The organism is Synechococcus sp. C9 (genome assembly GCF_022984075.1).
Lineage (GTDB): Bacteria > Cyanobacteriota > Cyanobacteriia > Gloeomargaritales > Gloeomargaritaceae > Gloeomargarita.
In genome coordinates this window covers 2,106,799-2,118,950 of the sequence record NZ_JALAAD010000001.1, presented here as the reverse complement: position 1 = coordinate 2,118,950, position 12,152 = coordinate 2,106,799, and the positions used below count along the sequence as shown (strand labels likewise).

Here is a 12,152-nt window from a genome sequence, read left to right as displayed (position 1 = left end):
GGGTCAAATGACGACACGGTGTTATGCTTAGCTTAGCATTCCAGGGGCAAGGCTTTGCCATGCTTCGCTACCGGTGCTTATGTTTAGCTGTATGCGGTGTCTTTCGCCATGACCTACAACAAATTTGCTGGTTCCCCCACGCTACTGAGTGTTGACCTGGGACGCACCTCCACCAAAACCTGTATTTCCGACAATCCCGAGAAGGTCGTCATTATTCCCGCCAACGTGGCTCCCATGAGCGTGGAGCAGGTGCGTCAGGGTCGGTTTGAAGGGGGGGCACCCCTGCTGGATTTATGGGTGGAATACCACGGGCGAGCCTACGCCATCGGCCATCTGGCGGCGGATTTTGGGGCCGGTTTAGGCAGAGGTCAAACCAGCCATGCCCCCATGAGAACCTCCCGCAAGGTGGAGGATGCCCTGGTGAAAATCTTTGCCTGCATCGGTTACTTCGACCTGAGCGGGGACTTGGCGATTTCCCTGGGTCTGCCCTACCTGTCCCAGGAGCAATTTGATACGGAAAAACGCCAACTGGTCGCCCAACTGCAAGCCCCCCATGCCCTCTCCTACCGAGGCCGCAGTTTAACCGTGAATATCACCAAAGTCTGGGTGATGCCGGAGGGATATGGCAGTTTTATGTGGGGTTTGAAAATCGAGGACAAAAAAAAGCAAGAGGGGGAGGCGTGGGCCGATTTAGCCAATCTGCACGTGGCGGTAATTGATATTGGTCACCAAACCACTGATATGCTGAAAGTGGACAAATTACATTTTGCCCGGGGCACCTCCCGCAGTGAAGAGTTTGGCATGAGCCAGTTTTATGACCAGGTGGCCGCCCAGATCAAGGGAGCCAACAGCGAGGACTTGACCCTGATCGAAGCGGTGCATCAACCGAAGGGCAAACGTTTTTATCGCCCCCGGGGGGAAAAACCGATGGATTTAGACCTGATCCTGCCCCGTCTGCGGGAAATTTTCGCCAAGGAACTCTGGGAACGGGTGCGGCAATGGCTCCCCAGCCAAGTGACCGATGTGATCATCACCGGGGGCGGGGGTGGTTTTTTCTGGGACGACTTTGCCCCCCTCCTCCAGGAATACGGCCTCACCCCCCATTTGGCCAACCCCACCCGCACCGCCAATGCCCTGGGGCAATACGTCTATGGTCAGGTACAGTTGAGTAAAGACAAAGGGGCGTAACTTCCCCATGACCGAACGCCTGGGCAAACGTGTGAGCCGCTCGATTACTTTTTACCCAACCCCGGAGGACAGCCAGCTTCTGGAGGAACTGGATCGGCGGGCGGCCGCCCAGCAGGTCACCTTCAGTGAATTGTGCAAAATGGCACTACATCAGTTTGTCCAGGGGGATGGCAGGGAGCAAGAAGCCAACCCCTACACCGTTTGTTTTGAACCCCACGAAACCGCCCTACAACAACAAATTGAGGCAGAACTGACCGCCCAGGGGATCAGTTTTAGCGACTGGGTGAAACAACGGCTGGTCGCCCCGCCCCCCACCTCCCTGGAATCCCGGGTACAGCACCTGGAAGCGGTCATTGCCCAACTGCAACATCAACCCCCGCCCCCCACGCGCCAGGAAATTGAGCAAATGATTGCCCAGATGCTTGAACCCATCAGGCAGGCACCGCTCACCCCCCCCATGCCCCCACCCCCCCCCAAACCCACCACCGACTCCCTGATTGCCGAGTTGAGCACCTTACTTGTGGATGATTTTTAGGGCATCTGTATTGATTTGAGCCAAGGGCGGGGGGTGCCCCCTGTGACCGCTAACTTGGAATTTATAGAGGTGCCCTTTAATTAAAAATTAACCAACTATTAACCAGATATTAACCATCAGCGGGGCAACAGACCTCTTATACTGGAAACCGGGCTTGGGTACAATCTACCCAGGCGGTGTGGAGAAATTGATTTAGTTTTTTTGGTATCAAGCCGTTGCAAGGAGCCAGTCATGGGAATCGAGAGTGCCATTCCAGATAGCGAGATCATTTTACACGCCTCAGTCAATGCTTTTTACTATGGTAATTTTTTGGCACTCCGCAACATTGACCTCAAGATTCGACGCAAGCGCATCACCGCCTTCATCGGTCCATCCGGGTGTGGTAAAAGTACCCTATTGCGGTGTTTCAATCGCCTGAATGACTTTATCAAGGGCAGCCGGGTCGAGGGGCAGATTTTATTCAACGGCAAAAACATCTATGACCCTTCCGTGGACGCGGTGACCCTGCGGCGGCGGATTGGCATGGTGTTCCAAAAACCCAACCCCTTTGCCAAGAGCATTTACGAAAATATCGCCTTTGGACCCCGGATCAACGGCTACAAGGGGGATATGGATGAGTTGGTGGAGCGTTCCCTGCGCCAAGCTGCCCTCTGGGACGAGGTGAAGGACAAACTCAAAAAGCCGGGGACGGCTCTCTCCGGGGGGCAACAACAGCGTTTGTGTATCGCCCGGGCGGTGGCGGTGCAACCGGAGGTGATTTTGATGGACGAACCCTGTTCCGCCCTTGACCCCATTTCCACCCGGCGGATTGAGGACCTGATGCAGGAACTGCGGGATATGTACACGATTGTGATCGTCACCCACAATATGCAACAGGCGTCCCGGGTGTCGGATATGACCGCCTTTTTCAACGTGGAAATGAAAGAGGGGAGCCGCACGGGGCAATTGGTGGAATACGATGTGACGGCGAAAATCTTCCAACAACCCTCGCAGGAAGCGACCCAAGCCTACGTGGGGGGACGTTTCGGTTAAAACACCTACGGCACCCCTTACAATGGGACTGCTGGGTTCGGTTTGACGGTGTATGGTTGTTGCGGTTGCCCCGCCCACAGACCCGTTGGTCATTGGCGGTAAAATTTTTCATTCCCGCTTGTTCACGGGCACGGGTCGCTACCGGACGCTGGAACAGATGCAGGCCAGCATTAGCGCCAGTGGGTGTGAAATGGTGACGGTGGCGGTGCGGCGGGTACAAACCCAGGCAGTGGGTCATGTGGGGTTGGTGGAAGCCCTGGACTGGACCAAACTCTGGTTACTGCCCAACACGGCCGGGTGTCGCACGGCGGAAGAAGCCATCCGGGTGGCCCGGTTGGGGCGAGAGATGGCGAAGGTATTGGGGCAAGAGGAGAATAATTTTGTCAAGTTGGAGGTGATTCCCGACCCCAAGTATCTCCTGCCTGACCCGCTGGGGACGCTCCAGGCCGCCGAGCAGTTGGTGAAAGAAGGGTTTACGGTTTTGCCCTACATCAATGCGGACCCGGTCTTGGCCCAACGCCTCGAAGCCGTGGGCTGTGCGACGGTGATGCCCTTGGGTTCCCCCATCGGTTCGGGGCAGGGGTTACGCAACGCCAGCAATATCGAGATCATTATTGCCCAGGCCACGGTGCCGGTGGTGGTGGATGCGGGGATTGGTACCCCCAGTGAGGCCGCCCAGGCGATGGAGATGGGGGCCCAGGCGGTGTTGATCAATACGGCGATTGCCCAAGCCCAAAACCCACCGCAGATGGCCCAGGCGATGGCCTTAGCCGTTCACGCAGGGCGATTGGCCTATTTAGCGGGGCGGATACCGGTGCAGCCCTACGCTACCCCCAGTTCCCCCACGGAACAACGGCTGAGTTGAGGGTGATGGCGACAACCCACCGCTAGGGGCTGTACAACCAGAGGGGAATCCCCGCATACTCCCAAGGTAAGCTGGTGCCCTGCACCCGGGCGAGGAGGGAACGGGGTTTACCACTCAAGGTGCGGACTGGAGTGTTCTCCGGGTCAAGTCCCGCCAATTCCGCCGCCCACCGCCGGGCATCCTCCTCCGTGCCCAAACGGTCCACCACCCCCAACGCCTGCGCCTGTTCCCCCGTGAAAATCCGCCCATCCGCAAACTCCCGCACCCGCTCCACCGGCAAATGGCGAGACTGGGCAACCGTATTGACAAATTGCTGATAACTCACGTCAATCAATTGCTGTAAAATCCCCTGCTCTGCCGGGGTTAATTCCCGGTCAAACGCCAAAATATCTTTGTAGGGCCCCGACTTGACCACCTTGAAGGAAACCCCAATTTTTTTGAGCAATTCCTCCAGGTTATTCCCCCGCAAAATCACCCCGATACTGCCCGTCACCGTGCCGGGATTCGCCATAATGTGGGGTGCCCCCATGCCAATATACACCCCCCCAGAAGCGGAAATATTGCCAAAACTCGCCACAATCTGGGTTTGGGACTGGAGGGCACACAGGGCACTGTAAATCTCCTGGGAATCCCCCACCGTACCACCGGGGCTGTCAATCCGCACCAGCAGGGCGGGAAATTTCTTGGTTTTAACGATTTTCAGGGCACTCAACACCCGCTTCCGGGTTGCCCCATTGATAATGCCATTGATTTCAATCCGGGCAATAGACCGGGGTCGCCCCCACAACCGCCAATTCATCCGCTTCTGCCTCAGTAAGGAACCACACAGTTGCGCCCCTGTTGCTTGGCCTGATAAAGGGCTTGATCCGCCGCCGCCACCAATGCCGCTGGAGCCGCCTCGGAATTGGGCAGGAGACTGGACACCCCCAAACTCAGGGTCACATACCCATGCACCGGGGAATGTTGGTGGGGAATCCGCAACTGCGCCACCCGCAACCGTATCTGCTCCGCCACCGTCATGGCAGGGGCTAAGGGAGTCTCGGGTAAAATCACCCCAAATTCCTCCCCCCCATAGCGGGCGACCAACCCCTTGGTGTAACTGACCACCTGGTGAATCGTTTGCGCCACCCGTCGCAGGCATTCATCCCCGGCCACATGACCGTAGGTATCATTGTAGCTTTTGAAAAAATCAATATCCGCCAAAATCAACGACAGGGCCCCCTGTTCCTGCGCCAAACGCTGCCATTCCTGGACTAAATACTCATCAAAACGGCGACGATTGGGCACCTGGGTCAAGCCATCAAAGGCCGCCAACCGTTGCAATTCCCCATTAGCCGCCTCCAGTTGTTGGTACAATTGCGCCTGTTGAATGGCACTGGCCAACTGCATGGTCAACTGTTGCAACATATTGACTTCGTGGGGCGACCAAGCCCGGGGCGTGGAATACTGGTGCGCCGTCAGCAATCCCCACAGCCGCTCCCCCAACACCACTGGCACCGCCAAAAACGCCTGCATCCCCAGCCGCTGGATCAACTCCCCATACCAGGAATCCCCGGTCACCTCATCCCCATCCCGCACCTGCACCAGCCAATCCAGGGTGTGCCGTTCCCCTGAGTGATCCTGGGGCACCCGCACCCGCAGTGGGGCATGGAGAATGGACGGCCAACCCAAGCTAGGCGACTCCACCGTAAACCGTGGCTCCCCCAGGGGAGGAAATTCACAAATCGCCACCTGTTCCACCTGGAGCAATTCCTGCACCTCCCCCACCGTCGTCCGCAGAATCGTCGCCAAGTCCAGGGAACGCCGTACCTGCGCCGTGATCTGGGTCAATTTCCGCTCCTGGGCACTGCGCTGATGCAACTCCCGCATGGCCGCATAGGCCTGGAGCAAACGCCGCACCCGTTGGCGCAAAACCCCCCAGTGAATCTGCTTCGAGGGTTTGATAATGTAATCCGTTGCCCCCACGGAAAAGGCTTCCGTCACCGACTCCTCATCATCCAAACTGGTGATCATCAACACCGGTAAGTCTTCACACCCAGGCCAGCGACGAATTTCCGCACAGCACCGGAACCCATCCAAAGTGGGCATGACCGCATCCAGCAACACCATATCCGGTAAATTTTTTTGGCAAAGTTCCAACGCCTCCGCCCCATTGGTGGCTGTCAGGGTACGGTAGCCCTCCCGCTCCATTTCCTGCCGCAACATTTCCCGGATGGTACGCTCATCATCCACTACCAAAATCAACGGTGCGCCTTGACGCCATGGCAGTGAGATCATGCCCCAGTGGTATTCCTTGCCTGCAATCGTCTGCACTTACCACTCTAGCAGGCTATTTCAACCATAAATGAATTACCGGGGTTTTGTAACTCAAGGGCAAGCCGCCACCAAAACCGGCTCCTCCAAAGCCCCCATCACGTGTAATTCCTGGCAGGGAATCGTGTCATCCAAGACCCCCATCCTCCCCGTATAAATCTCCAGGTGCGCCCCCTCCGGGCTGGTAAACATTAACCGTTGTCCCGGAAACACCACCCGCTCAAAATACCAATTCGGCACATCCGTAATCCGCACCACCTGAATTTGACTGGTGGCGTTAACATAGCAACAAACCAGCAAGTCCGTGGCTGTTACCGGCAGGGGATCAAAAATCTGGCTCATCATTTGGTCACTTAATAAAACATTACACTATCTGCTCTACCATAACACCAATTTCTAGGATGCACTGTAATCCTAATTACTAATCCCCGCCCCTGGGGATCACTTTTTTCGGCAGACCCCGGCTCCCGGTGCTATCCTACTAAATGAGGGTGCCTGTAAAGATTTATGTCTGATTGTGTCGCCACTAGTCTTAGTACAAATTTTGCACGAGTGCTGTATGTGCGCTTGCCCTGCAACCCCATTTTCCCGATTGGGGTAGTGTATCTTGCCGACCATATTGGGAAGGTTTTGCCCCAGGTGGAACAGCGCATCCTGGATTTGGGTGCCGTGCCCCCCTTGGATTTGCGGCGCACCTTGGATCAGGTGATTGGGGAATTTCAGCCCACCCTGTTGGTGTATTCCTGGCGGGACATTCAGATTTACGCCCCGGTGGGGGGACGGGGGGGCAACCCCTTGCAAAATGCGTTTGAGTTTTACTATGCCCGCAATCCCCTGGTCAAACTGCGGGGGGCGTGGGGTGGTCTGCGGCTGGCGAGTGCCTACTACGGCGAGTTGTGGCGCAATCTGGGGTTAATCAAGCAGGGGTTACGGCGGGCACGGCAATATTATCCCCAGGCGGGGCTGATTGTGGGGGGCGGGGCGGTCAGCGTCTTTTATGAACAGTTGGGACAGCAGTTGCCCAAAGGAACGATTATTTCCGTGGGGGAAGGGGAATTATTGCTGGAAGATTGGCTTAAAGGTGAGGATATTTCCCGTCATCGTTGTTATGTGGTGGGGCAGGGAAAACCGCGCCCAAATCTAATCCACGAAGCCCCGGTGCCTCTCGTCAAAACCGCTTGTAATTATGACTATATTGAACGCATCTGGCCGGAATTTAATTACTATTTGCAAGCTCCGGATTTCTACTTCGGGGTGCAAACGAAGCGGGGCTGTCCCCACAACTGTTGTTACTGTGTTTACACCGTAATTGAAGGCAAACAGGTGCGGGTCAATCCCATCGCCGAAGTTATCCAGGAAATGCGCCAACTCTACCAACGGGGGGTGCGAAATTTTTGGTTTACGGATGCCCAATTTATCCCGGCTCGCAAATTTATTCCCGATGCGGAAGCCCTTTTGGAAGCGATTTTAGCAGCGGGAATGACAGATATTCATTGGGCGGCTTACATTCGGGCGGATAATCTCAGTCCTCGCCTGTGTGATCTGATGGTCAAAACTGGGATGAATTATTTTGAAATTGGCATTACCAGCGGTGCCCAAGAACTGATTCGTAAGATGCGGATGGGCTACAATTTGCGGGTGGTTTTAGAAAATTGTCGGGACTTAAAGGCGGCGGGATTTAATGACCTGGTTTCGGTAAATTATTCATTTAATGTGATTGATGAAACCTTCGATACCATTCGCCAAACCGTCGCCTATCACCGGGAGTTAGAGCGAATTTTTGGCGCAGATAAGGTGGAACCGGCTATCTTTTTCATTGGGCTACAACCCCACACCCATTTGGAGGAATATGCGCTAAAAAATCAGATTCTCAAACCCGGTTATAACCCCATGAGTATGATGCCCTGGACGGCGAAAAAATTACTTTGGAACCCGGAACCTTTGGGGCGGTTTTTTGGGGAAGTTTGTCTCCAGGCGTGGCGGCGCAATCCCGATGATTTTGGCCGGGAAGTAATGCACATTTTAGAAGAGAAATTGGGAACTGTATCCTTACCGGAACAGGCGGTTCATCCGCTACCCATTGGTGTCTAATATTGTAATTACAGATGACTGCATCCCCGCTCATTCACCAGCCGGAACGATTGCAGCAACGCCTTGCTGAAGCTCCCTTAGAACCGGGGGTTTATTTTTTCAAAGACCGTCAGGATAACATTTTGTATATCGGTAAATCCAAGCGGTTACGCAGTCGTTTACAGTCCTATTTTCGCAACGATCAGCGGCTCAGCCCCCGCATTGCTTTGATGGTGCAACATATCAGCGAAATTGAATTTATTGTCACCGATACGGAAACGGAAGCCTTAATTTTAGAAGCCAATTTAATTAAACAGCATCAGCCCCATTACAATATCCTGCTCAAGGATGACAAAACCTATCCCTATGTATGTATTACTTGGTCAGAGGATTATCCCCGGATTTTTATCACCCGTAAACGCCGGTTTACCCATCCCAAAGACCGTTATTATGGCCCCTATGTGGATACGTTTCAATTACGCCAAACTTTGGGGTTGATGTATCGGTTATTTCCCCTGCGACAACGCCCGAAACCCCTCTTTCCCGACCGCCCCTGTTTGAACTATCAAATTGGTCGCTGTCCGGGAGTTTGTCAAAAATTGATTAGCCCGGAAGAGTACCATCAAACGGTGGCACAAGTTGCGATGATTTTTCAGGGTCGCACGGAGGAATTGCTGGCGAAACTTTCCCAAAAAATGCACACCTTTGCCCAGGAAATGAATTTTGAAGCGGCGGCACAGGTGCGGGATCAAATGCGGCGTTTGGCAGGATTGGGGGAGCAACCCAAGGTGAATTTGCCCGATGAACACGCCATTTTAGATGCAGTTGCCCTGGCGATGGATGACCAATATGTGTGCATTCAACTGTTTCAAATGCGGGCGGGTCGGTTGGTGGGACAATTGGGCTTTTTTACCCAACGGCAGGGGGATGAACCGGGGGCAATCATTCAACGGGTTTTGGAAGAACATTACACCCAAGTGGAAGGGGTAGAAATTCCGCCTTTAATTCTGGTGCAGTATGATTTACCAGAGGGGGAATTACTCAGTCATTTTTTGAGCGAGAAACGGCAAGCTAAAGTAAAAATTCACACCCCCCAACGTCTGCAAAAAGCGGAACTCATTAACATGGTGATGCGGAATGCGGAATTGGAACTCAATCGCCGTCAACGAGCCATAGAAGCCAATTTATTTGCCCTCAATGATTTGGCGGAATTATTAAACTTGCCGGACATTCCCCACCGTATGGAAGCCTACGATATTTCCCATCTCCAGGGTACGAATGTGGTGGCTTCCCGGGTGGTTTTTATTGATGGTCAACCCGCCAAACAACATTACCGCCATTACCACATTAAAAATCCCCAGGTGGGGCCGGGACATAGTGATGATTTTGCCAGCATGGCGGAGGTGATTTCCCGCCGTTTTGCTCCTTGGATGCGTGACCCGGAACGGGCAACTTGGGGGGATGCGGATTGGCCGGATTTGGTGGTGATTGATGGGGGCAAAGGTCAATTGTCGGCGGCGATGCAGGTCCTCAAGCCTTGGCCCTTTGCGGAGCATTTGACGGTAATTGCGCTGGCGAAAAAACAGGAGGAAGTGTATCTCCCAGGCAACCGCACCCCTGTGGTCAGCGACCCGGAGCAACCGGGAATGCAACTCCTGCGGCGGTTACGGGATGAGGCGCACCGATTTGCCCTCAAATTCCACCGCCAACAGCGTTCCCGTCGTCAGCGTTATTCCACCCTGGCGCAAATTCCTGGCTTGGGTCACCAGCGGCAACAACAATTATTTGCCTATTTTCATTCTTTGGATATGATTCAAGCCGCCACCGCTGAACAGTTAGCCCAGGTACCGGGGATTGGCCCCCGCCTCGCCCAACAAATCTACGAATACTTCCATCCCCAGGCGGGCTAGGCCAAACCAGCCAAGTACCAATTCAGTAAATCCGTACCAAACAGCAGAGCCACCCCACCCCCCAAAGCCAAAAACGGGCCAAAGGGCATGGGTTGCCCAGGGGTTAACCTGCCGGTGATGCGCCCCAGCATGCCCGCCCCCGCCCCGGTCAGCACGGCGATGAATAGGGCGACCAACAGCAAACGCCAATGCAACCAAGCCCCCAACAGGGCGGCTAATTTGGGGTCTCCCCCCCCCAAGGCGGTTTGCCCCAGCATGACAGAAGCCAGCAAACCCAGAATATCCAACAGCCAAATCCCCACCACCATGCCGGTGATCCCCCCCACCACCCCTGACCATCCTTCAGTACATTGCCATAATAAACCCAGTACCAAACCGGATTTGAGCAAGCCATCGGGCAGGGTAAGGGTATCCCCATCAATCAACGCCAAAGCCAACAGCCACGCCCCTAGGATTAGGGCTCCCAGGAGTGGGAAACCGGACGCAAACCGCCACCCCGCTAGGGCAAACCACACCGCCATCGCCGTTTCCACCAAGGGATAGCGGGGGGAAATTCCCGCCCCACAGTAGCGGCACCGTCCCCGCAACCACAGCCAGCCCAGCACCGGCACATTATCCCAGGGGCGCAACCGGGTCTGGCAATGGGGGCAATGGGAAGGGGGATGCCAAAGGGATAACCCCCGGGGCAGGCGGTACACCACCACATTCAAAAAACTGCCGATGCAGGCACCCAGCACCACCAAGAGCGGCAAGAGGCTCAAAGGTCCGCTTCCTCCTCGTCTGGGTTTTCGTCCCGGCGACTGCCTAATAACTCCAATTGATCCACCCGGATCAGTAATTTTTGCCGCTCCTCCCCCGTATTGCGATCCGTCCAGTGGTCAAATTTAACCGCCCCTTTCACCCCAATCAAACTGCCCTTGCGGACGTAATTCCCTGCCACTTCCGCCGTTTTGCCCCAAATTTCCAACTCAAACCAATCCGGCTCGTCCGTGCGTTTGGAGCGGCGATTGACCGCCAAGGTGAGGCTACATTTGACACTCCCCGATTCAAAATATTTCATCTCCGGGTCCCGCCCCGCCCGTCCCACTAACGACACCACATTGATCCCCATGCCCACCTCCTGGGTAATGACGTTTTAGTTTTAGCATAGCGGCTAGAATGGCAATGCCCTGTACTTTTTTGGGCAATTTCACTGTAATTTGCCGGTGACCCCGTGCGATTGGTTTCCCTCCTCCCCAGTGCCACTGAAATTGTGCATGAATTGGGCTTAACTGCCTATCTGGTGGGTCGTTCCCATGAGTGTGATTATCCCCCGGAAATCCAAGCCCTGCCGGTGTGTACCGCCCCCAAATTTGACCCCCATGGGGATAGCCGCCAGGTGCATGAACGGGTGATGGCAATTTTGCACCATGCCCTGAGTGTTTATGAATTAAATCTAGCCACCTTACACGCCCTCCAACCCACCCACATCCTCACCCAAGCCCAATGCGAGGTGTGCGCCGTGAGTTTGGCGGATGTGACCCAGGCGGTGGCGGCATGGTTCACGCCTAGCCCCGAAGTCATCTCCCTGCAACCCCAAACCCTGGGGCAGGTGTGGCAGGATATTGCCCTAGTCGGCAAACAATTGGGGGTCGATCCGGCACCGGTATTACAAAATTTGCACCAGCGCATTGCCCAGGTACAGCGGGCGGTTCAGGGTTTGCCCAAGCCTCGGGTGCTCTGCATCGAATGGTTAGACCCCCTGATGGGTGCGGGGAATTGGGTGCCGGAGTTGGTGCAATTGGCGGGGGGACAGCCCCTTTTGGCGCAGGCGGGGGTTCATTCCCCCTGGTTGACCTGGGCGCAGGTGGAGAGCGCCGACCCGGACATCATCGTGGTCATGCCCTGTGGCTATGATTTACCCCGCACGGTGCAGGCTTGGCGGGATTCCCCCCACCCCTGGGGCAACCTGCGGGCAGTCCAGGCGGGTCAGGTCTATGCCACCGATGGCAACGCCTACTTCAACCGCCCCGGTCCCCGGCTGGTGGACTCTTTGGAAATTCTGGCGGCAATGTTGCATCCGGGCTGGGATGGTGGTCATTGGGGGCAGGGCTGGTGCCCCCTAGCAACAGGGAAATAACTTTTACTTCCTTTCTGGTATGATTAACGACAATGAAGGGGAGTAGCTGGGGTTTTTGCCACAGCCCCTTACCTGAATCAACATGCTGGCGATGAGCCTGGTTCAGGTAGCAAATTAGTT

Annotated in this window: 12 protein-coding genes; 7 read left to right on the top strand and 5 right to left on the bottom strand. The window is 55.2% G+C overall.

The window, feature by feature from the left end; genetic code table 11:
- Nucleotides 1-108 precede the first annotated feature (108 nt).
- The 4 genes from MLD66_RS10400 (at nt 109) to MLD66_RS10385 (ending at nt 3,620) form a co-directional block, all read left to right on the top strand.
- On the top strand, nt 109-1,188 hold the full coding sequence (locus MLD66_RS10400) for a ParM/StbA family protein (RefSeq protein WP_247217624.1): 1,080 nt from the start codon (nt 109-111) through the stop codon (nt 1,186-1,188).
- Nucleotides 1,189-1,195: 7 nt separating this feature from the next.
- Nucleotides 1,196-1,723, top strand: a complete 528-nt coding sequence (locus MLD66_RS10395; protein ID WP_247217622.1) for a hypothetical protein — start codon at nt 1,196-1,198, stop codon at nt 1,721-1,723.
- Between the two features lie 231 nt (nt 1,724-1,954).
- Nucleotides 1,955-2,755: a phosphate ABC transporter ATP-binding protein PstB gene (gene pstB / locus MLD66_RS10390; protein ID WP_247217620.1), complete on the top strand. Its 801-nt coding sequence runs from the start codon at nt 1,955-1,957 to the stop codon at nt 2,753-2,755.
- 52 nt (nt 2,756-2,807) lie between these two features.
- Nucleotides 2,808-3,620, top strand: a complete 813-nt coding sequence (locus tag MLD66_RS10385; RefSeq protein WP_247217618.1) for a thiazole synthase — start codon at nt 2,808-2,810, stop codon at nt 3,618-3,620.
- 22 nt (nt 3,621-3,642) lie between these two features.
- Here the strand turns inward: MLD66_RS10385 and sppA are convergent, their stop codons facing one another.
- The 3 genes from sppA to MLD66_RS10370 all read right to left on the bottom strand — a co-directional run bounded on the left by sppA (nt 3,643) and on the right by MLD66_RS10370 (nt 6,278).
- Nucleotides 3,643-4,419, bottom strand: coding sequence for a signal peptide peptidase SppA (gene sppA / locus MLD66_RS10380; protein WP_339396972.1), 777 nt, complete (start codon nt 4,417-4,419; stop codon nt 3,643-3,645).
- Between the two features lie 11 nt (nt 4,420-4,430).
- On the bottom strand, nt 4,431-5,897 hold the full coding sequence (locus MLD66_RS10375) for a diguanylate cyclase (protein ID WP_247217616.1): 1,467 nt from the start codon (nt 5,895-5,897) through the stop codon (nt 4,431-4,433).
- A gap of 90 nt (nt 5,898-5,987) precedes the next feature.
- Nucleotides 5,988-6,278 (bottom strand): DUF1830 domain-containing protein, encoded by a 291-nt coding sequence (locus MLD66_RS10370; RefSeq protein ID WP_339396970.1) that lies wholly within the window; start codon nt 6,276-6,278, stop codon nt 5,988-5,990.
- A 162-nt stretch (nt 6,279-6,440) separates the two neighbouring features.
- Between MLD66_RS10370 and MLD66_RS10365 the strand changes: the two genes are divergently transcribed.
- Together MLD66_RS10365 and uvrC are read left to right on the top strand one after the other, a co-directional pair.
- Nucleotides 6,441-8,024 carry a photosystem II high light acclimation radical SAM protein gene (locus MLD66_RS10365; protein ID WP_247217607.1) on the top strand — a complete coding sequence of 528 codons (1,584 nt, stop codon included), beginning with the start codon at nt 6,441-6,443 and terminating at the stop codon, nt 8,022-8,024.
- Nucleotides 8,025-8,038: 14 nt separating this feature from the next.
- Complete coding sequence (uvrC, locus tag MLD66_RS10360) at nt 8,039-9,913, top strand: excinuclease ABC subunit UvrC (protein ID WP_247217605.1); 1,875 nt, start codon at nt 8,039-8,041, stop codon at nt 9,911-9,913.
- Here the strand turns inward: uvrC and MLD66_RS10355 are convergent.
- Nucleotides 9,910-10,674 (bottom strand): A24 family peptidase, encoded by a 765-nt coding sequence (locus MLD66_RS10355; RefSeq protein ID WP_247217603.1) that lies wholly within the window; start codon nt 10,672-10,674, stop codon nt 9,910-9,912. The genes uvrC and MLD66_RS10355 overlap by 4 nt on opposite strands.
- Complete coding sequence (locus MLD66_RS10350; protein ID WP_247217601.1) at nt 10,671-11,024, bottom strand: single-stranded DNA-binding protein; 354 nt, start codon at nt 11,022-11,024, stop codon at nt 10,671-10,673. Before MLD66_RS10350 ends, MLD66_RS10355 begins: the two co-directional genes overlap by 4 nt.
- Before the next feature lie 102 nt (nt 11,025-11,126).
- On the opposite strand from MLD66_RS10350, the gene MLD66_RS10345 reads away from it, so the two are divergent.
- Complete coding sequence (locus MLD66_RS10345; RefSeq protein WP_247217599.1) at nt 11,127-12,032, top strand: cobalamin-binding protein; 906 nt, start codon at nt 11,127-11,129, stop codon at nt 12,030-12,032.
- Nucleotides 12,033-12,152: the final 120 nt, after the last annotated feature.